Annotated in this window: 18 protein-coding genes; 15 read left to right on the forward strand and 3 right to left on the reverse strand. The window is 51.6% G+C overall.

Going from position 1 to position 20,970, the window contains the following annotated elements; translation table 11 throughout:
* Nucleotides 1-245: 245 nt before the first annotated feature.
* From HMF8227_RS06975 to HMF8227_RS06985, 3 genes are read left to right on the forward strand one after another with little or no spacing between them, the layout of a single operon-like run.
* Nucleotides 246-1,430 carry a thiamine pyrophosphate-dependent dehydrogenase E1 component subunit alpha gene (locus tag HMF8227_RS06975; protein ID WP_109339489.1) on the forward strand — a complete coding sequence of 395 codons (1,185 nt, stop codon included), beginning with the start codon at nt 246-248 and terminating at the stop codon, nt 1,428-1,430.
* Between the two features lie 2 nt (nt 1,431-1,432).
* Nucleotides 1,433-2,410, forward strand: a complete 978-nt coding sequence (locus HMF8227_RS06980; protein WP_109339490.1) for an alpha-ketoacid dehydrogenase subunit beta — start codon at nt 1,433-1,435, stop codon at nt 2,408-2,410.
* 11 nt (nt 2,411-2,421) lie between these two features.
* Nucleotides 2,422-4,017 carry a dihydrolipoyllysine-residue acetyltransferase gene (locus HMF8227_RS06985; protein ID WP_109339491.1) on the forward strand — a complete coding sequence of 532 codons (1,596 nt, stop codon included), beginning with the start codon at nt 2,422-2,424 and terminating at the stop codon, nt 4,015-4,017.
* 169 nt (nt 4,018-4,186) lie between these two features.
* Here HMF8227_RS06985 and HMF8227_RS06990 read toward each other — a convergent pair whose 3' ends face one another.
* Entirely contained in the window at nt 4,187-4,507 is a 321-nt protein-coding gene (locus HMF8227_RS06990) for a hypothetical protein (protein ID WP_109339492.1), read from the reverse strand.
* A 94-nt stretch (nt 4,508-4,601) separates the two neighbouring features.
* Nucleotides 4,602-6,212, reverse strand: coding sequence for an L-lactate permease (locus HMF8227_RS06995; RefSeq protein ID WP_109339493.1), 1,611 nt, complete (start codon nt 6,210-6,212; stop codon nt 4,602-4,604).
* Nucleotides 6,213-6,366: 154 nt separating this feature from the next.
* On the opposite strand from HMF8227_RS06995, the gene HMF8227_RS07000 reads away from it, so the two are divergent.
* Genes HMF8227_RS07000 through HMF8227_RS07015 form a run of 4 tightly spaced genes read left to right on the forward strand, consistent with a single transcriptional unit; the run spans nt 6,367 to nt 10,210 of the window.
* Nucleotides 6,367-8,199, forward strand: coding sequence for a protein kinase domain-containing protein (locus HMF8227_RS07000; protein ID WP_109339494.1), 1,833 nt, complete (start codon nt 6,367-6,369; stop codon nt 8,197-8,199).
* A gap of 10 nt (nt 8,200-8,209) precedes the next feature.
* Entirely contained in the window at nt 8,210-9,079 is an 870-nt protein-coding gene (tesB, locus tag HMF8227_RS07005) for an acyl-CoA thioesterase II (protein WP_109339495.1), read from the forward strand.
* Nucleotides 9,079-9,600, forward strand: a complete 522-nt coding sequence (locus tag HMF8227_RS07010; protein WP_109339496.1) for a gamma carbonic anhydrase family protein — start codon at nt 9,079-9,081, stop codon at nt 9,598-9,600. The genes tesB and HMF8227_RS07010 overlap by 1 nt, the downstream gene beginning before the upstream one ends.
* The gene (locus HMF8227_RS07015) at nt 9,593-10,210 is read left to right on the forward strand and encodes a LysE family translocator (RefSeq protein ID WP_239421229.1); all 618 of its coding nucleotides are present in this window, start codon (nt 9,593-9,595) and stop codon (nt 10,208-10,210) included. The genes HMF8227_RS07010 and HMF8227_RS07015 overlap by 8 nt, the downstream gene beginning before the upstream one ends.
* A 468-nt stretch (nt 10,211-10,678) precedes the next feature.
* Here HMF8227_RS07015 and rsmF read toward each other — a convergent pair whose 3' ends face one another.
* Nucleotides 10,679-12,112, reverse strand: a complete 1,434-nt coding sequence (gene rsmF / locus HMF8227_RS07020) for a 16S rRNA (cytosine(1407)-C(5))-methyltransferase RsmF (RefSeq protein ID WP_109339497.1) — start codon at nt 12,110-12,112, stop codon at nt 10,679-10,681.
* Nucleotides 12,113-12,206: 94 nt separating this feature from the next.
* Between rsmF and HMF8227_RS07025 the strand changes: the two genes are divergently transcribed.
* The 8 genes from HMF8227_RS07025 (at nt 12,207) to nhaC (ending at nt 20,954) form a co-directional block, all read left to right on the forward strand.
* Nucleotides 12,207-13,667, forward strand: coding sequence for a bifunctional 2-methylcitrate dehydratase/aconitate hydratase (locus HMF8227_RS07025; RefSeq protein WP_109339498.1), 1,461 nt, complete (start codon nt 12,207-12,209; stop codon nt 13,665-13,667).
* Nucleotides 13,668-13,747: 80 nt separating this feature from the next.
* Complete coding sequence (locus HMF8227_RS07030) at nt 13,748-14,425, forward strand: SIMPL domain-containing protein (RefSeq protein WP_109339499.1); 678 nt, start codon at nt 13,748-13,750, stop codon at nt 14,423-14,425.
* A gap of 122 nt (nt 14,426-14,547) precedes the next feature.
* Nucleotides 14,548-15,003, forward strand: a complete 456-nt coding sequence (locus HMF8227_RS07035) for a GAF domain-containing protein (protein ID WP_275425514.1) — start codon at nt 14,548-14,550, stop codon at nt 15,001-15,003.
* The gene (locus HMF8227_RS07040) at nt 15,000-15,305 is read left to right on the forward strand and encodes a hypothetical protein (RefSeq protein ID WP_109339501.1); all 306 of its coding nucleotides are present in this window, start codon (nt 15,000-15,002) and stop codon (nt 15,303-15,305) included. Before HMF8227_RS07035 ends, HMF8227_RS07040 begins: the two co-directional genes overlap by 4 nt.
* Before the next feature lie 3 nt (nt 15,306-15,308).
* Nucleotides 15,309-15,953, forward strand: coding sequence for an RNA chaperone ProQ (gene proQ / locus HMF8227_RS07045; protein ID WP_109339502.1), 645 nt, complete (start codon nt 15,309-15,311; stop codon nt 15,951-15,953).
* 19 nt (nt 15,954-15,972) lie between these two features.
* On the forward strand, nt 15,973-18,018 hold the full coding sequence (prc, locus tag HMF8227_RS07050) for a carboxy terminal-processing peptidase (protein WP_109339503.1): 2,046 nt from the start codon (nt 15,973-15,975) through the stop codon (nt 18,016-18,018).
* A 93-nt stretch (nt 18,019-18,111) separates the two neighbouring features.
* A complete protein-coding gene (locus HMF8227_RS07055; RefSeq protein WP_109339504.1) occupies nt 18,112-19,446 on the forward strand; it encodes a sodium-dependent transporter in 1,335 nt (444 codons plus the stop codon).
* A gap of 32 nt (nt 19,447-19,478) precedes the next feature.
* Nucleotides 19,479-20,954 (forward strand): Na+/H+ antiporter NhaC, encoded by a 1,476-nt coding sequence (nhaC, locus tag HMF8227_RS07060; RefSeq protein WP_109339505.1) that lies wholly within the window; start codon nt 19,479-19,481, stop codon nt 20,952-20,954.
* The last annotated feature ends 16 nt before the right edge of the window (nt 20,955-20,970 follow it).

A 20,970-nucleotide genomic window follows, 5' to 3' on the forward strand; every position in this document is an offset into this window, starting at 1 on the left:
ATCCGGTTTATTCACTGGGAAACGGCCAATGTTCGTCGAATGTGTATCCGGTGTATGGATTTTGTTAAATACGCCAAGTTTTATCCTAAATAATACCCTTAAAGCAAAAGTTCTATCCTAGCGCTTGGCAAACACTTCCGATAAAAAGCAACACCTTTCGGGGATATCTTAACTACTATACTGGACAGCAAAACAGTGAGATTAGGCGGTGAGCGTGCTGCCATCACAATAATAAGGTTGACCCTATGAAAGACAGAAATCATCTGGCCGATATTAAGTCCAGCCATAAGGTGAGCATCATTGAAAAAGGCACCGTGGATATTCCCATGCTGCAGTTGCTCAATGCCGATGGAACCTTAGTTAAAGGCGCCAAAAAACCGGATGTCGATGACGATACTCTGGTGAAGATCTACAAGACCATGCGCTATATCCGCATATTGGATGAGCGTATGATCGCCGCCCAACGTCAGGGCCGTATCAGCTTTTATCTGGCTTCTACCGGTGAAGAGGCTGCCTCGGTAGCGAGTGCTGCCGCGCTGGACAACAAGGATATGATCTTCTCCCAGTACCGGGAGCAGGGGGCTTTGGCGTACCGGGGTTATACCACCGAAGCCTTTATGAACCAGATGTTCAGCAACGAAAAAGATCCCAATAAAGGCCGTCAGATGCCTATCCACTACGGCAGCAAAGAGCATGCCTTTATGACCATCTCCTCGCCGCTGGGCACTCAGATCCCTCAGGCTGCCGGGTACGCGTACGGACAGAAAATGCAAAAGGAAGGCAAGATCACCATTTGTTATTTCGGTGAAGGCGCCGCATCGGAAGGGGATTTCCATGCGGGTCTGAACATGGCCGCCGTATTGAATTGTCCGTGCATTTTCTTTTGTCGTAATAATGGTTATGCCATTTCCACCCCGGCCGACGAGCAGTTTGCCGGTGATGGTATTGCTTCTCGGGGCTTAGGTTATGGCGTGAAGACCATTCGAGTAGACGGAAATGACGCCTTTGCCGTTTACGCTGCCACCAAGAAGGCTCGTGAGATTGCGTTGGAAGAAAACGCCCCTGTGTTGATCGAGGCTATGAGCTATCGTCTGGCCGCCCACTCGACGTCGGATGATCCCACGGGCTACCGTTCTAAAGACGAAGAAGAGCGCTGGCGTCAGAAGGATCCCATCCAGCGCTTGGGTAAATACCTGTCGGCCAAGAAATTGTTGGATGAAGAGCAGGACGAGAAGGACGCCGAGCAAATGCGCCAGACCGTATTAGCCGAGCTGAAGAAGGTAGAAAAAACCGACGTTTGTCATATCGACGAACTGATTACCGATGTCTATGACAAAGCACCCTGGCATCTCCAGGAACAACTCGATGAACTCAAGGCACATATGAAAAAATATCCCGATGCCTATCCAAATACGTCAGGGAGGCTATAAAGATGGCGAAGATGAATCTACTGCAAGCAATAAACAGTGCTCTTATCACCGCCATGACTGACGACGAACGAGTGATGGTATTTGGTGAAGATGTGGGGCACTTCGGGGGCGTATTTCGAGCCACCAGTCATCTGCAAGAGAAATTTGGTCGGGCCCGGTGTTTTAATACGCCGCTCACGGAGCAGGGCATTATTGGTTTTGCCAATGGTCTGGCGTCACAAGGTTCGGTGCCGGTCGCTGAAATTCAGTTTGGCGACTATATCTTTCCGGCTTTTGACCAGATCGTTAACGAGACCGCCAAGTGGCGCTATCGTTCCGGTGGTCAGTTCAGTTGTGGCACCTTAACCATCCGCACACCTTATGGCGGCGGTATCGCCGGGGGCCATTATCACTCACAGTCGCCAGAAGCCTATTTTGCTCACACTCCGGGCCTGAAGATCGTGGTACCGCGCAACCCTTACCAGGCTAAGGGATTATTGCTGTCCTCGATTCGCGATGATAATCCGGTACTGTTTTTAGAACCGAAGCGCATTTATCGCGCGTCAGTGGGCGAGGTGCCAGAAGAGGATTATGAGTTGCCGCTGGGCAAGGCCGATGTGGTTAAGGAAGGTTCCGATATCACACTGCTGGCCTGGGGGCAGCAGATGGATTACATGGAAAAGGCCGCAGAAATGGCCGAAAAAGACGGTATCTCCTGTGAAATTATCGATCTTCGCAGTATTTTGCCATGGGATGTGGAGGCCGTGTGTGAATCAGTGGCGAAAACCGGCCGGTTGCTGATCGCTCAGGAAGCGCCGCTCACGTCGGGCTTTGCCAGTGAGATTGCCGCAACCGTGCAAAAGCGCTGCTTTTTAAATCTCGAGTCGCCCATTGAACGCGTTTGCGGCTTGGACACGCCGTTCCCGCTGGCGCATGAGAAAGAATATCTGCCCGACCACCTCAAGGTGTTTGAAGGCATTAAACGCACGGTACAGTTTTAGGATTGGGACGTATGAAAGATTTTATTTTACCTGATATCGGTGAAGGTATTGTCGAATGCGAACTGGTCGAATGGCTGGTGAAAGAAGGTGACCGGGTTGAGGAAGATCAGCCTGTGGCGGACGTGATGACCGACAAGGCCATGGTGCAGATCCCTGCCATGCACGCCGGTATCGTGAAAAAGCTCTATCACCAGAAAGGGGATATTGCCAAGGTCCACGAACCTTTATTTGCTATGGAGGTGGACGGCGAAACCAGCACTGAGCAAGCCGCCACAGAAAGCCCGGCTGAATCCGCCTCTGAGTCCAAACTGCAAGAACAGTCCTCATCTGCCGGTAAGCATGTAGAAGACTTTATTTTGCCGGATATCGGCGAGGGCATTGTCGAATGTGAAATTGCCGAGTGGTTGGTGGAAGAAGGTGATGAGGTCAAAGAAGATCAGCCCGTGGCCGAGGTGATGACCGATAAGGCCATGGTACAGATCCCGGCCAAATACTCGGGCAAAGTGGTAAAGCGCTATTACAACAAAGGCGATATTGCCAAGGTTCACGAGCCGCTGTTTGCCATCGAAATGGAAGGAGAAGAAGGGGAAGCGAATCCGCCAAGCTCTTCGCCTGCTCCGGCACCGCAAGCAAGCAACGACAAAGCCGATATAAAGCCCTCCGGCAAGGCCTCTGAGAAAGCCGAAGGTGGCGCGGGTGAGCCCATGTATACCCACTCTGGCAAGCCGGTTGCCAGTCCTGCGGTACGCCGCCTGGCCAAAGAGCAGGACGTGGACCTTACCGCCGTCAAAGGCAGTGGTAAGAAAGGCCGTATTCTGAAAAAGGATGTGCTGGGCGCAACGTCCCAGACACGAGTTCAGCCTGAGTCCAGGCAGCCTCAAGCTGAGGTTAAGGCGACCGGCGGCAAGCGTACCGAGCCCATTCGTGGTGTACGTAAGGTTATGGCTAAGCAGATGGCCGATTCGGTGTTTACCATTCCGCATTTCTCAGTCTCCGATGAGATTGAGATGGACGCGCTGATCGAGGCGCGAGCCATGCTTAAGCCGCAGTTTGAAAAACAGGGCGTGAAGCTGTCCTTTATGCCGTTTTTTATCAAGGCCATGTCGCTGGCGCTGAAGCAGTTCCCCATCGTCAATGCCCAGGTTAACGACGACTGCACCGAACTGACTTACTTCGATGACCATAACATCGGTATGGCGGTAGACTCTAAAATGGGGCTGGTAGTGCCGAACATCAAAGGGGTGCAGAATCTCAGCCTGTTTGAGGTGGCCCAGGAAGCCGCGCGTTTGATCGACGGTGCCAGAGAAGGGCGCATCAGTCAGGAAGATATGCGCGGCGGTACCATCAGTATCTCCAATATCGGTGTGCTGGGCGGCACCACGGCCACGCCGGTGATCAACAAACCCGAATCGGCCATAGTGGCGCTGGGTAAGATGCAAAAGCTGCCGCGCTTTGATGAGCAGGACAACGTCAAGGCCGTCAACCTGATGCATATCAGCTGGTCGGGCGATCACCGCATTATCGACGGCGCGACCATGGTACGGTTTTCCAATCTGTGGAAGTCTTACCTTGAGAACCCGCTGTCGATGCTGTCGGAGTTAAAATAAGTGGTCATACAGAGCCGGCTTTTACGTCGGCTTTTTTATTCAGGTTACTCAGTGTTAATCCGCTCGCGCAGCGATAGAAAAAGGAGATCAGAGACACCGACACCGACGTCTTTTTGTTCGTAATGCCAGTCCTACTGGCCTGTTTCTTACTTGCCAGAGACCCGGGGCGCTACTTTTCCTCATCCCGGATAGTGCTCGTCACATAGCGGCCGAACAGAGGCTTCACCTTCAAGTTGAACAGCCCCGCGGCGAGCATTATTCCGGCAATACTGATAGTATGTGACCAAGGTCCAGCTTGAGGCGCCACATATTCTGCGACTGAGATGAAACCAGCGACGATGAGCATCGCGATAAGGCTTAACCAGATCAGCTTCATCCAAAATCGTTTGTCAGCGTAAGCTTCTTGCTTAGCCTTATTGAGCAGTTTCCTAGCCGTACTTGGCTGGTATCGTTTTAATTCTGGAAAGTCATCGACACGAAACAATCTCATACCTCCAGTAACTAATGCAATGTATCGATTTATAGACCGTTGTTGAACACTATAGAAGCTGAAACCTAGTTCCCCAAGTCTGTTCTCGGAATCGCTAACCCAGTAACACCGCAATCGCCCCGACGCCCAGACAATAGAACAGCATTGGCGGCAGGGTAAATCGGATGATTTGTCCCTCACGGCCATTGAGATTCACCACACTGGCGGCCGCCACTACATTGACGACACAGATCATATTGCCCGCATTAGCGCCTAACAGCTGCAAGGCTAACACCAGGTTCTGTGGTAACTGAGCATCTAATGCCACTGCTTGCTGGAATTCGGCAAACATCATATTAGAAAAGGTGGCCGAGCCGGCGATAAAGGACCCTAGTGCGCCAATAAAAGGGGCCACCCATAGCCAGTGGGCAGAAAGCTGCTCTGCAGCAAGTTGCGCCATCTCCAAGGGCATCGCGTTGAGGCCAAGCCGATTAATATCCGAATGCAAAAAAATACGGACCATCGGTACGGCAGTCATCAGAGCGATGAAGGTCGGGCGCAAGGTTTTCAGACTTGTCGTCAAAGCCTGGGTTAAATGATGGCGACGACCCTGCTGCCAGCGGATGGACACCAATGCACTGATAATAAACAGACTGCCCGGCAAATACAGTGGAGTGATGGTTATGGAGATAGAAGTATTCAAAATACTTTGCCAACTAAGTACGGCGGCGTTTAACCAGCTTTTCAAAGGCAAAAACTCAAGTCGGGTAAGAACGAGCAGGGTAGCGACCAATAGATAAGCCGACCAGGCTCGGCACAGGCTCATGGTGACTGGCTGAGGTTGGGCGAGCTTTAACATTGCCTTATGTACCTGCTGGCGATCTTCCTCGGAGAAATACCAGGGCGTTCTGGGCACCAGCCAGCTAAGTTTTGCCAGTGTGATCATCAAGCCCAGGCCGATCAACGCGCCTAAAATGGAGGGGAACTCAGGCCCCAGCCAATAAGCTACGATATAGGCGGGTAGGGTAAAGGCCAAGCCGGCGGTAAGGGTGAAAGGCAAGGCTGCCAGTGCCGGTTTAAAGCTTTTCTGCTCACCGAAAAAACGCGTCAGGATGATCACCATGACGGTAGGCAGCAAAGATCCGATTAGAATATCCATACCGATGGCTGTGACAGCGATATCCTGTAACTGGCTGTAGCTGGACTGCTCCAGGCCTTGTTTTAATCCCACAATAATAGGGGTGCCAGCGGCTCCGAAAGAAACAGCGCTGGAGTCGGCAATCAGCGCTAATACCACGGCAGCCAGAGGTGGAAAGCCAAGCGTGACTAATAACGGAGCGGCAATGGCGGCCGGAGTGCCGAAACCGGCCGCCCCCTCCAGAAAACTGCCAAACAGCCAGGCGATGATCACGACCTGGATCCGTCGATCTGGTGAGATCTGTGCAAAGCCACCCCGGATCACATCAATGGCACCGGTGGCTTTTAATGTGTTGAGCAAAAACAGGGCGCCCAATACGATCCAGAGTATGGTGGCGGCGATCATGACGCCTTCCATCATGGCGGCAGCCATCTGACGCTCGCTCATACCCCAGATAAAATATGCCATAAATGCTGAGAGCAGCAGGCTTAATGGCATCGCGCGAGCGGCTGGCAGGCGAAGTACCACCAGTAATACCAGTACGCTTAATACCGGCATAATCGCAGTAACAATCTGAAGCCAGGTCATAGGTCAATCCAGATATGAAAAGCACCATTACACTCACACTGGAGTGAATAAGCAATAGAGCAGCTTGATGCGGGTCATTGGTTTAGGGTTTTGTCGCTCCCCTTAATCAGTCAGGTTTGTTATTCTGCCGAAAAGTCTTCGTCAGTCACGGGTTATGCCGGTCCCAGAGTCAAAGCTTAAACACTTCTATATTCCCGATGAACAGTCTATCTATCTGCTGTCGCACAAGGATGCCCGCAAGCTTAAAGACTGGATTAATCTGTGTATTGAACAGCTTGAGCTTTTGGGGTACCAACGTATTGAGCTAATCGGTAAAGGCGCGTTTGGCTTTGTGTTTGGCGGTATCAGTGAGCGGGGCGAGCAGTTGGTGTTTAAGTTCTCCCGCATCAACCTACCTCAGCATGTACAGGATCGGCTCGAAGACGAAGCCTATATGCTATCCCAGGTAGATCACCCCCATGTGCCCGCACTGGAAGAATTTCAGCGAATCCGTAAGCAGGCGATTATGGTGATGCAGCGCGCCAGAGGTGAGGATCTGGAGGAGTTCTCTCTCAAGCAAGGCCCCCTCAGTGCCCGATTAGTGGTTAAGATTGCCGTACAGCTGGGTCAATTGCTGAAACATCTGCGTAGTCAAACCTATCAGGGCCAGCCCCGTCCCATCGTTCATGGCGATATAAAACCATCGAACCTTGTGTTTGATCCGCAAACCGAACAGGTGTCCCTGATTGACTGGGGCTCGTCGGTGTTTGCCCAGCTTGATGCCAATGGCCAGTTTATCAGCACTTCGGTGATGGATCTGATGTCCGCCGATCTGCAGCAGACGAATGCGAGGCTGGGAGACGTGTACTACATCGGGGAGGAACAGTTGAACGGAGCGCTTTCAAGCCCTCGCTTCGATGAGCAAGGCGTCGCCAGTACGCTTTATGCTTTGGCATCGGGTCAATCCTGCCGTTTTGGCCGCCATGTGATCCGTCCCTGTTCACTGGGATTGCCGAAGGAGGTGGCATTAACACTGGAAGCGATGATGAGCAGCGACGCCGAGCAGCGCCGACAGGGCGGCGATTACTTTGTACGCAACAGCCATTATTGGCGCAACATCAAATTCTCAAGCAGTCTGGAGCAGCTGGAGTACGTGCCGGACATTCCTTGCTGGGTGCACGAGTCGGATAAGCTCATCGATACCGTGGTGTATTCGTCACGCAAGTCGTTTTTGCGGGAAGAGGGCAAGGATGCAGAGCTCCGGTACATCAATGACGCCCAGTTTGAGCGCTACTACAAAAACTATATGCAGGGCATGGGGGAGACCGAGAAGGCGTTTGTTTCTGCGGTCAGTCGTCTGGGTAAGTACCCCGTGGTGGGTGGCATGGCAGTGCGCTGGCACCCGGAAGGGGTATATATTGACTCCAGCCTGAATCTTTATGAACCTGCCTTACGCCGTTCCTTTGAAATCTCGGTGAACCATGTTGTTACACTGGCCCGCGCCATTCATCGTGTGGGGGTGTTTAAAAGCTGTATGTTCAATGCCAGAGACACTTTGCACCTGGATCGGTCAGGTCCCGATGTGCCCTTTTTGCCCGAGGCCGACACCCGCATTCCCTATGAGGTTAGCTCCATTTCCTTAGTGGAAGAGCAAACCCAGATGCACTCTTATTTCGAAGATGGTGACGATCCGGATGAGTTACTGCAATTGCCCCAATCCATGCTGGAAATTCTCAGTGAACTCAATACCATACATCACACGGGGTGTATTATTTTTGAGGCTCTGGAACACAATTTGAAGTTGCACAGCTATTACCGGTTGCTGGATCACTCTCAGGAAGCTCGGTTTCAGCATTTGCTGCAACAGGTTGTAGCGCATATTTCCCTGATTGACGGGTTGGGGATTTCTGGCTTTATGAAATTACCGTATAAAGACACCCGCTACTTTGAACACAAGATGGCGTTGCCGGATAAATTTTATCCGCGCGACCCAATGACACAGGCTTAAATAAGGCACAATGAATACACATATTAAACTAACCGAATTACTGACTCTGGAACGGCTCGAAAATCAGCTGTTTCGGGGACAAAGCTGGGATCTGGGCTTCAAAGCCCTGTTTGGTGGTCAGGTGATGGCCCAGGCGCTGGCAGCCGCTCAGCAAACCGTCGAAGAGCGTCGTAAGGCTCACTCTTTTCATGGCTACTTCTTGTTGCCGGGTGACCCTAACATCCCAGTCGTTTACGATGTTGAGAATATCCGCGATGGTCGCAGCTTTGCCACCCGGCGGGTTAAAGGTATTCAACATGGCCGGGTTATCTTTTATATGACGGCGTCTTTTCAGATTGAGGAAGTGGGTATGACCCACCAGTACCCCAGCATGCCGGATGTGCCAGGGCCTGAAGAGCTGGAGTCCGATCTGCGTTTTTACGAGCGGTATCTTGAGAAGCTGCCCAAGCATATGGTGGAAAAACTTAACTTCCATAAGCCCATCGATATGCGTTCGGTGCAAGCCATTAATCCGCTGGAGCCCTCGGTGCACGAACCGGTCCGTCAAGTGTGGATGAAGGCGTCGGACTTGGGCAGTGAGCTTAACATGCATCAGTGTGCACTGGCGTATGCGTCCGATTATTATTTCTTAATTACTGCGGTTCAGCCTCACGGCATATCCACTTTAAATCGTAATCTAAGGATGGCGACCATCGACCACGCGATGTGGTTCCATCGTCCCTTTAGCTTTGGCGATGAGTGGTTATTGTACTGCATGGAAAGTCCGACGGCGGGGGGGGCCCGTGGTCTGGCTCGAGGACAGATATTCAATCAACAGGGAGAGTTAGTGGCGTCCACCATGCAGGAAGGCTTGGTTCGGCAGATTGGGGAAAACTCATAATGCGCTATAAAATCGGTGATACCCAACCTAAGCTGCACCCGTCAGTCTATATGGCACCATCGGCGCAGGTAATGGGTAATGTTATCGCCCATGAGAATGTCAGTTTCTGGTTCAACGCTGTGGTACGGGGCGATAATGATCCCATCGATATCGGCCCAGATACTAATATTCAGGATGGGGCGGTGCTGCATACGGACCCAGGCTCGCCGTTGTTTCTGGGTAAAGGGGTTACGGTAGGGCACAAGGCCATGCTGCATGGCTGTCACATTGGCGACTATAGCCTTATCGGCATCAATGCGGTGGTGCTCAATGGCGCCAATATTGGTAAGTACTGCGTGATCGGCGCTAACGCATTGGTGACTGAAAATATGGACGTTCCTGACTATTCGCTGGTGGTCGGAAGTCCGGCTAAAGTCATCAAACAGCTCACTCCCGAACAGGCTCGTGGCCTGGAGGCCTCGGCAAAACATTATGTGGACAATGCCAGGCGCTTTAGTAAAGAGCTAACGCCCCTTGATTGAGTTATTGCCGGCTCTGATGCTTTTTACCCTCACTATGACCATTACGCCGGGGCCAAATAATATGATGATCATGACATCTGGCCTGAATTTTGGCGTTCGGCGCAGTTTGCCACATTTTCTCGGTATTTGTACCGGCTTTCCCGTTATGGTGCTATTGGTGGGAATGGGGCTGGGCGCGGTATTAAAGCAATACCCTATGGCATTTGAAGCTATTCGGGTTGGAGGTCTGGTCTATTTGCTGTTTTTGGCCTTTAAGATGGCGACCACCGTGCCCAATCTTGAGCAACGTCACGGCACTCAATCCCAACCGTTAACTTACTGGCAGGCGGTGCTATTTCAATGGCTCAACCCTAAAGCCTGGGTGATGGCTACCGGAGCTCTGGCTGCTTACACCAGCGCTACTGAGACGCTGAACTGGCAGGTGGCGGTGATCGCGCTGACCTTTTCGGCAGTGGCCTTTCCCTGTGTCGGATTGTGGCTGTATTTTGGCAGCCGACTCACGCACTTTCTCAAGCAGGCCAACCACATACGCTGGTTTAACCGTATTATGGCTATGCTGTTAGTTTTAGCGGTGGTTTGGCCAATGGTGGATCATTGGCACGGTTTATAACGTGCGTACCCCTTGCTTGAGAATTCATGCGCGGGTTATGGACTGCCTAAGTACAGTTTTTGCAGGCGCGAACACCTGACTTAGAGCTCTGCCATATCTTTCGAATTGCTCCCTGGGTTGTATTGTTGTTACCCATCCATGGGGCGATATTCCAGCTCGGCTCTGGACATCGCCACTCCTGCGCATCCATGCGCCCGTGGCATACCATACATCCTGTATATAAAAAAACCCGGAAACCTTTTGGGGTTTCCGGGCTAGGGGAATGGCTCACGGGCGTGAGCCTTGCGCTAACTCGGCGTGAATCTGTCGCCTTTTTAAAGGCGGAATCTTAGTTTAGCCCATTGTGGATATTTATGTGTTAAATATTTTTTTAAGAAAAAAAACCTGTTTATACAGATCGTTATATAAAACACAGTCGAGATTGAACACAGTTAGTCAACATTTTATACAGGCTTTATCCACAGTTGCTTAGCTTGCTTTCACAACCCGGTCATCGCGCACCAGTTCCCGAGGCAGTCCATTTTTAATACGGCCATTTAGTGCCTTGCCCAAGCCGACGACATGGCCATTAAAGCACAGCACCAGCTCACCGCCCTGACTGAGTTCGGGTACGTTCAAGTCCCGTCCTTTGTAAAATTCTACTAATTGCTGTTCGCTCAGCTCATAACGGTTTTTGTTGATATGGGGCGCAAGTGCAATGGCGGCGTCATGAGTCAGACGGAAGCCGTTTTTATGTTGCGTTGCCAGTTTCAACCCACAGCGATTAAAGCGAAATCGCGGGATAAGTTCACTGGTGCCGGAAGGGAACAGCCAGAGGTCTTTGTCCTTTTGCATTAATTCACCTGAAGGCAGGGTTAGGCCAAATTGACTGTCAAGGTAGTGTTTGAGTGTTTCTTCGGTCTTCTTGGGCGCGGGGACTGACGTTACTTTTACTTTCTTCGGTTTGGCTAATTGACTCAGGGCCTGGCGCTTTGTCAGACGGGCAACAAAAAAGCCCTCGCTGTCAAAAACCTGAGGCCAGACGTGCAGATAGCCTTCAGGTGTAACCACTTTGCTGGCCCCGTCGAAGAGGTCTTCTAGGGACTCCACCTGAGCCAGAGTTGGATATTGCCCGAGCAGATCGGCCACCACCTGCTGGTTTTCTTCCGGGCTCAGGGTGCAGGTGGAATAGATGAGGGTGCCACCTGGCTTAAGCGCCAAAAAGGCGCTGTGCAAGAGCTCCTTTTGAACGCTGGCAATGTTTTCAATAGCCTGTGGTGACCAGTTTTTCATCGCCAGAGGATCTTTGCGCACCGTCCCTTCGCCGCCACAAGGCGCATCCAGCAAAATGGCATCGAACGACTCCGGTAGCCATTCGCCGAAGACCTGTCCCTGATAATGACTGACTAATACGTTGCGTACGCCACAGCGTTGGAGGTTAGCCACCAAAACCTTAACCCGACTGGCCGATAGCTCATTGGCTACGACAAGTCCTTCACCTTGCATGCAGGCTGCCAACTGAGTGGTTTTTGATCCCGGCGCAGCGGCCATGTCCAGGGCCCGTTCCGGAGAATCTCCGCCATGCAGCAGTGCGCTGACCGGCAGCATGGAACTGGCTTCCTGAATATAAAACAGTCCGGCTAAGTGCTCGGCCGTATTTCCAAGAGGCAGACGATCTTCTTCCTCTGATGGTCTTTCTAGCCAAAACCCTGCCTTACACCAGGGGATTGGCGTCAGGCGCCAGCCCTTTATTTGTATGTGGCTGACAAAGTCATCGATACTGATCTTCAGGGTATTCACCCGAATGCTCTTACGTAGCGGAGTGCGGCAATACCGAATAAAATCGTCCAGGCTGAGTGTTTGAGGCAGCAGAGAGGCCATCTTATCGATAAAAGCTTGGGGTAAGTGAGTTTGGGGCTCCATGGAAACTCCACTGAACAACGATGGCGCGCACTATAGCAAAAATAGACTCGCGATGGACTAGGCTAAAGAGGTATCAGTTTATCTGGGAGCCTTTATGAGTCGTGACGCTGAACAGCACAGTTATGATCAGGTTATTCAGGATATCGCCGATTATGTGCTCGATTATAAAATTGAAAGTCCAGAAGCCTGGCAGACGGCGCGCTATTGTCTGATGGATTCGCTTGGCTGTGCCATGTTGGCACTCCGATTTCCCGAATGTGCCAGCCATCTCGGTCCTCGGGTACGGGGCCATCAAGTACCCGGTGGCGCTCGAGTACCCGGCACTCAATTTCAGTTGGATCCTGAAAAGGCGGCGTTCGACATTGGCAGCTTGATCCGCTGGCTAGATTTTAATGATACCTGGCTGGCTGCTGAATGGGGCCATCCTTCCGATAATCTGGGCGCGATTCTGGCAATGGGGGATTTTCTATCTCAATCCGACCGAAAAATGGTTATGCGTAACCTATTTGAGGCCATGATTAAAGCCCATGAAATTCAGGGAATACTGGCGCTGGAGAACAGTTTTAACCGGGTCGGCCTGGATCATGTAATCCTGGTAAAGGTAGCCAGTACCGCAGTGGTAACCTGGCTGATGGGCGGCAATCGGGACCAGATTATGGCGGCTGTGTCCCATGCTTTTGTGGATGGACAGGCCTTGCGGACTTATCGCCATGCACCTAATACCGGGCCAAGAAAGTCCTGGGCGGCTGGCGATGCCACGGCTCGGGCGATTACACTGGCGAGCCTGGCTTTAAGGGGCGAACCCGGGGTCCCGAGTGCCTTAACGGCAGCCCAGTGGGGCTTTTATGACGTAGTGTTCAGCCACGCCAATAAAGATCTGTCGTTGAAACCTGTCAGCGAGCGTCAGTTTCGCTTTCAGCGAGATTATGGCTGCTACGTGATGGAAAATATTCTGTTCAAGTTGTCTTTCCCCGCAGAGTTTCATGGCCAGACCGCGTGTGAAGCGGCGCTAACATTGCACTCACAAGTTAAAGATCGACTTGATGACATCCAGCACATCGAACTGACAACCCATGAATCGGCACTGCGGATTATTGCCAAAGAGGGCAAGCTAACCAATCCTGCTGACAGAGATCATTGCCTGCAGTATATGGTGGCGGTGTGTTTGCTGTTTGGCGAACTTACCGCTGACCATTACGCCGATGAGTTTCATCAATCCCATCCCGAGATCGATCAGCTCAGAGACAAGATGCGGCTGACGGAGGATTCCGCTTACAGTCGGGACTACCTGGAACCGAGTAAGCGGGCCATCCCCAACGCCGTGCAGGTGTTTTTCAAAGACGGTAGCGCCAGCGACCGGGCAGAGGTGTTGTACCCAATCGGTCATCGCCGCCGCCGGGAAGAAGGGATTAGGGTTTTAGAGCGCAAATTTGAGCGGAACCTGTCCACACGCTTTCCTGTAGCCCAGTGTCAGCGCCTTATTGAATTGATGAATGACGAACAAGGCTTGATGAACCTGCCTGTACATCAGTTTATGGAACATTGGCGTATTTAAGGCAGTGCGTTCATGGCCGATTCAGATTGCGATGGCAAACTGTTCAGCATTAACGTTCAGGAAATTAGCAAGGAAATTCTATGAAGCACTGGTGGTTAGTTTTACTCTGTTGCCTTAGCTTAAGCGCCATGGCACAGACTGGTCAGGTTATTGAGGTCACCGGACAGGGACGGGTCCTTCAGGTGCCAGATAAGTTTAGCTTTAGCCTGTACCTGGAAGAACAGGGTTCGGTGGTGGCTAAACTCAACCAAAATTTGCAGGCCAACACAGAAGAAATTCAAGAGTTTTTGTTAAAGCAGGGGGTTGCCAGGCAGGATATTCGCTCCACTCAGGTGAATCTGAGACCGAATTATCATCATACGGAGCAGGGGCGTCAGCACCAGGGTTTTACTCTGAGCCGGGAAATTGCCGTCAACCTGTACCAACTGGAAAAGTATGACACCATACTGGATGGCGTTATGAAACTTGGGGCCAGCCGCATCAGTGATTTTCGACAGGGTTTTGCCGATGCTGAAGGACTCTACATGACCAGCCTGTCAAAGGCGGTGGCCAACGCAAAGCTGCGAGCCGAGCAAATCGCCAAGAGTCTGGGCGTCGCTGTAGGCCAGGTGATGGCGGTGACAGAACAATCGGCCTATCAGCCAAGGCCTATGCCAATGATGAGGATGTCAATGGAAGCGGATTCGGCCGGCTCAATGGCCGGACAAAGTGAGATTGCTGCTACGGTTCGGGTAAAGTTTGAGCTCCAGCCTCGATAGAGATTGAGGGTTTTATAAACAAAAGGTTTGGGTTTTTACCATAAAAAGGTTTTCAATCCGTGCAGATCACAGTATGTTTTGCGCCCTTTGTTATTCCCTTGGGGTAAATTGCCTTTATGCCGATTCAAAAAGCCGAACTTTACGATGAAATTGTCCAGCAGGCTCAGGCGCTGATCGATGGCGAACCTGACAGAGTTGCCAACCTGGCCAACATCAGTGCGCTTTTATGGATGAAATTGCCTGATATCAACTGGGCCGGTTTTTACCTGGCCCATGGAGAGCAGCTGGTGTTGGGGCCGTTTCAAGGTAAACCCGCCTGCGTGCGCATCCCTATTGGCCGTGGTGTTTGCGGTACAGGGGCTCAGCAGCGACAGGTGCAACGGATTGACGATGTACATCAGTTCGAAGGTCATATCGCCTGTGATGCAGCTTCTAACGCTGAAATCGTCTTGCCTATTCAGGTCGACGGTGAACTTTTCGGTGTTCTGGACATTGACAGCCCACTAATAGGGCGCTTCGATGCAGACGATCAGGCCGGGCTGGAGAAGCTGGTGAGCATCTTAGAGGCGCAGCTGTGAAATCATTGATTGATATTCACGTAGTACTGGCTACTCAGGATGACATGCAGTTTTGGGACGAAGAGGCCGAGGATGCGGCTGACCGCCTCAATGAAATGTTGCACTACCTTTACCAGCAAGTGGATGAGGACATACCTGTGCCACGCCTGGAATTGATGCTGCAAAAGGTGTGGGAAAACTGGCATCAAGACCCCCATCTGATCGATAGCGACGTGACTGAGCTGTTTGACTGGGTTGACCATATGCTGGCAACTTGGGAAGATGACGACTCGGATAATCTTAATCACCAACCAGAACCTTAGTTAATGGATAGCCCACAAAAACTCTCGAATACTAAAGAAGTCATCGCCTTTCTGGCGGAAACCTTTCCCGCTTGCTTTTCCACTCAGGGCGAGGCCAAACCTCTCAAAATTGGCATTTTTCAGGATCTTGCCGAACGCTTAAAAGACGACGAGCGAGTCAGTAAAACCCAGCTGCGCAGCACGTTAAGGCACTATACTAATAGCTGGCGCTACCTGCACTCGGTGAAAGTCGGTGCTGAGCGAGTTGGATTGGATGGTGAAGCTGACAGTGTGGTTGAGCAAGAACACGCTGACCACGCTCAACAACAGTTGCAGGAGAGCAAGCAGCGCGTCGCTGAGCGGCGCAAGCAGCAGGCTCAGAAGAAGCCCAACAGGGGCGAAAAAGGCGAAGCTTCATCTCAGAAAAAAGCCAAACCGACGCAAAGGACTGGAACTAAAGCGCCACGTAAGCAACCAAATAGGCAAGGACCACCGCCAAAACTCGAAGAAGGTGATCTGAAAGCGGGCACTAAGGTATCTGTGAAGCTCGCCAAGGCACCGGTCAAAGGTGTGATCACAGAGGTGGTCAAAGACGGTGTTCAGGTTCAGCTGGATTCCGGTATGTCCGTTAAGGTCCCTGTGGATACGCTGAGACTAGCGCGACAGTAACGAATTAAGAGGTAACAATATGAAGCACTCGATTCGCCCCTTAGTGGCTGGTGTATTTCTGGCGCTCAGCAGCGGCGCTGCGGCAGTGAATGACTCCCCAGCAGCAGACAAAACCCTGCCGGAACTGGAGCAAGAAAGCCAACACGCGGTATCGGCGAAACGAGTAACCTCTCTGTTTACCCGGGCTCACTACAAAGAGATTGAACTGAACGACAGCCTGTCCGGACAGATGTTCGAGCGTTATCTGGATATGCTGGACGGCAATCGTAATCTTTTTTTTGCCAGCGACATAAAACAAGCCCAATCCCTCAGATATAAATTCGATGAGGCGTTAAAGTCTGGCAACCTGTCCATCGCCTATGACCTTTACGAGCTGAATATGCAGCGCCGTAAGGAGCGTTATGAATACGCCTTATCCTTGCTTGAGTCGCCCTTTGACTTCACCGTCGCCGATGACAAGTTTCACTACGATCGCGAAGAGGCCGACTGGCCCAAGACACAGGCCGAAATGGACGAGTTATGGCGCCAACGGGTTAAGTACGATGCCCTTAATCTGAAGTTGGCTGGAAAAGAATGGGAGGGCATCAAAGAGGTGCTTACCAAACGTTATGAGCGTGCCATTCGTCGACTTAATCAAACCAACAGTGAAGATGTATTTCAAACGGCGATGAATGCCTTCGCCCGTAGCATCGAAGCACACACCAGCTACTTGTCGCCCCGCAACGCTGAACGTTTCCAGATGGAGATGAACCTGGAGTTTGAGGGTATCGGTGCGGTGCTGCAGGTGGAAGAAGACTTTACCGTTATCCGTTCAGTTGTGCCCGGCGGGCCGGCCGACAAGTCCGGCAAGATCAAGCCAGAAGATAAGATCGTCGGCGTCGCTCAGGAAGGCGAAGAGTTTGTCGATGTCGTAGGCTGGCGTTTGGACGAGGTTGTGGATTTAATTAAAGGACCCAAAGGTAGTGTCGTTCGACTACAGGTATTAAAAGGGTCTACGGAGAGTACCACGCCGGATGTGGTTAGACTGACCCGGGATAAGATTAAGCTAGAAGATCGGGCTGCCAAGTCAGAGGTATACACCCCAAAAACCGGCCCTAATGCCGACAAAAAGTTGGGAGTGATTACTATTCCTTCGTTTTACAACAATCTGCATGAGGATGTGGCCGCGGAGCTGGAATCACTGAATGAACAGGACGTCGAGGCGATTATCGTGGATCTGCGTGGCAACGGTGGTGGCTCACTTTCCGAAGCGACCTTGTTGACTGGATTGTTTATTGAGCAAGGACCGGTGGTACAAATTCGTGACGGCGCTGGGCGTATTCGCGAAGAAGCAGATCGGGATGGCAAAGTGGCTTACAGTGGCCCTCTGACCGTCCTGGTGGATCGCTACAGCGCTTCTGCCTCAGAGATTTTTGCTGCGGCGATGCAGGATTATGAGCGGGCGTTGATTATTGGTGAGCAGACATTCGGGAAAGGCACGGTACAACAGCACCGTGGACTGGGACGGATCTACGACCTCTATGACAATAAATTGGGTAGCGTCCAGTTCACCATTGCCAAGTTCTACCGAATTGACGGTGGTAGTACTCAACATAAGGGGGTGGTGCCTGATATTCGTTTCCCTTCTCCCATTGAGCCTGAGGAGTGGGGTGAAAGTCAGGAAGATAATGCGCTGCCATGGGATCGTATTCAACGAGCCAGCTACACCACCTACGGTGATGCCGATGCGGCAGTGGAGCAACTGCGTCAGGCTCATCAACAGCGCATCGATGAAGATCCCGAGTTTCAATATATTGAGCAGGACATTCAGCGTTACCTGGATGAAAAGGACAAGAAATATGTGTCTTTGGTGGAAGCTGAACGGCGCGCTGACAAAAAAGAGCGAGAAGAGCAGCGTTTGACCCGGGTTAATGAGCGATTAAAACGCATGGGTAAAGAACCGTTGGCGTCGTTGGATGAGGATCTGCCTGAGGTGTTGGATGAGCTGGATCCTCTCCTGGACGAAGCAGCCGCCATCACCTTTGACATGATCAACACCGGTCATTACGCTATCAACCAGTCGTAACATCCAGCAATGACACTGGTAACAGGGGCCGCCACGGCCCCTGTTGTGTGTTAAACAATAAAAAAACAATAACAACAATGATAAAGGCTGATTATGAATTCTAGGGGCGAATTCTCTTCGAGAGTAGGATTTATTATGGCGGCGGCCGGTTCGGCTGTTGGCCTGGGCAACATTTGGGGGTTTCCAACGCAGGTCGCGAGCAACGGTGGCGCAGCCTTTGTGTTGGTGTATCTGATTCTGGCCTTCGTGCTGGCGTATCCGGTGTTGATGGCGGAGTTGATGATAGGCCGGGCTACGGGCGCTAATGTGGTAGACGCCTTGGGCAAGGTGAGCCGTTCTAAGTTTGGTAACGCAGTTGGGTTGTGGGGCATTGTTACCGTCTCGTTTATTCTGGCATTTTACGCCATTGTTGCTGGCTGGATGCTGGCCTTTGCCTTCCAGGCTCTGGCCCATATCACTGGTTTAGACTCTCTGGCCGATTGGTTGGTGACGTTTTCCGACAGTCGTAATATCGTATTTTGCGCCCTGTTTATGGCGCTGACTGCGGGCATCGTTATCGGTGGCGTAAGCGGTGGAATCGAACGCTGGTCGGTGCGTCTGATGCCCACTTTGTTTTTGATTATGGCTTTACTGTTTGCTTATGTGATGACCCAGCCCGGTGCCACAGAAGGACTCAAGGCCTATCTACTGCCTGACTTTAGCCGGGTTTGGGATGCCAATTTGCTCATCAGTGCCATGGGCCAGGCGTTTTTCTCTATGTCGTTAGGGGTGGGAACCATGCTGATCTACGGTTCGTATGTCAGCCATAAGGAAAAACTGCCCTCGCTGGGCGCGTCGGTAGCTTTGGTGGATATTGGTGTGGCGATACTTGCGGGCCTTCTGATCATTCCTGCCATGTATGTCGCCCTGCACAACGGTGTACAGATTTTCAATGATAGCGGTGCTCTGATCGCCGGCGATACCCTTATCTTTACCGTATTACCGGCGCTGTTTGATACTATGGGCACCATGGGGGTCATGGTCAGTCTGGCATTTTTTGTGCTTATGTCTATCGCTGCACTCACCTCATCCATATCCATGTTGGAAGTGCCGGTATCCTGCGTGGTAGAAAAATCACGTCTGCCGCGAAAGGGAGCGGTGATCCTGATTGCGGCGGTTATCTTTGTTATCAGCACTCTTATTATGCTCAACTTTGAGCAGCTCTTTGGTCTGGTGATCATGCTGACTACCGAATATAGCCAGCCTCTTTTGGGGTTGATGCTGTGCCTTTTCGCCGGTTGGGTCTGGCGTCGCAATGAGATTCTTCAGGAGCTTCAGCGCAGCGACGATCAGGCAGAGCAGCGACTGTTCTGGAAAATCTGGCCCTGGTATGTGCGATTTGTGTGCCCTGTAGTCATCCTACTGATGTTCTACCGCTCAGTGGCTTAAAAATACAACAACAATAACGGAGCTTTAGTCTGATGGTAAAACACCGCGAACCCTCCTTGATTGATGCACTGATTCCCATCGTGGTTTTGGTGTTCCTTCTGTCCTCATCGGTCTATCTTTTTGGGGATGACTCGTCCTACGGCCCCAATCAGATTGCCTTGTTGGTGTCGATGGGCATTGCTGCGGTGATCGGTCTTAAGAATGGCATGCAATGGCATGACATCGAAAAAGGCATTATCAATGGCATTTCATTGTCTTTAGGGGCCATATTGATCCTGCTGTCGGTGGGGGCGCTTATTGGCACCTGGTTATTGGCCGGTACCGTGCCAACCTTGATTTATTACGGTTTGGAACTGCTTAACCCCTCGGTATTCTACGCTGCCTCATGCTTGATCTGCGCCATTGTGGCGATGAGTATTGGTAGCAGTTGGACCACGGCCGCTACCGTGGGTGTGGCTCTAATCGGTGTTGCCAGTGGTATGGGGATGTCGGAAGCGGTGGCCGCCGGTGCCATTGTTTCCGGAGCGTACTTTGGCGATAAGGTATCACCCTTATCGGAGACCACCAACCTGGCCCCCGCAGTGGCCGGTACAGAGCTGTTTGAACACATTCGGTATATGATGTGGACAACGGTACCGAGCTTCATTCTGGCGCTCATCGCCTTTCTCATTATTGGCCTGAATGAATCCGGCAGTGCCTCACTGGAAAAAATTGAACAGATGCAGACGTTGTTAAACGACAACTATAATCTGGGTTTTGCCATGGTGATCCCGTTGATCGTGTTATTAACCCTTGCCATTAAGAAAATGCCCGCTTTCCCCGCGGTATCCATCGGAGCCCTGTTAGGGGGCGTCTGGGCGCTGATATTCCAACCTGAACTGGTGAATAAGCTGGGTAATGGAGAAGGCAACCTGGTGGCGGATCTGTCATTAATCTGGCAAACCCTGTATGCCGGCGTGAGCCTGAATACAGGCAGTGAGGAGCTAAACAGCTTACTCAGCGGCGGCGGCATGGCCAGTATGCTCAATACGGTCTGGCTGATTATGTGTGCGTTGTCTTTTGGCGCCGTTCTGGAACGAATTGGCTTGCTCAAACGGGCGGTATCGGCGTTCCTTAAAGGCGCCGACACGGCTGGAGCTATGATAAGCCGTACCATCCTGACGTGCATCGGCACTAACCTGATTACTGCCGATCAATATATGGCCATTGTGATGCCAGGTCGGATGTACAAGGAGGAGTTCAGTAAGCGAGGGTTGCACCAATTGAATCTGTCCCGGAGTCTGGAAGATGGCGGTACTATCACCTCGCCACTTATCCCTTGGAACACCTGTGGCGCGTACATGCATAGCGTGCTGATGGTGCATCCTTTTGAGTATATTTTCTATGCATTCTTTAACTTGATTAATTTGGTGTTGTCGATCGTTTATGCCTATGTCGGCATCAAGATACTGCGTATCGATCCGCCCGAATACGCGAAGCAGGCAGTAGAAAACTCGAATTCCAATTAAGCGGTAGGAGCCTTTA

This window comes from Saliniradius amylolyticus (assembly GCF_003143555.1).
Lineage (GTDB): Bacteria > Pseudomonadota > Gammaproteobacteria > Enterobacterales > Alteromonadaceae > Saliniradius > Saliniradius amylolyticus.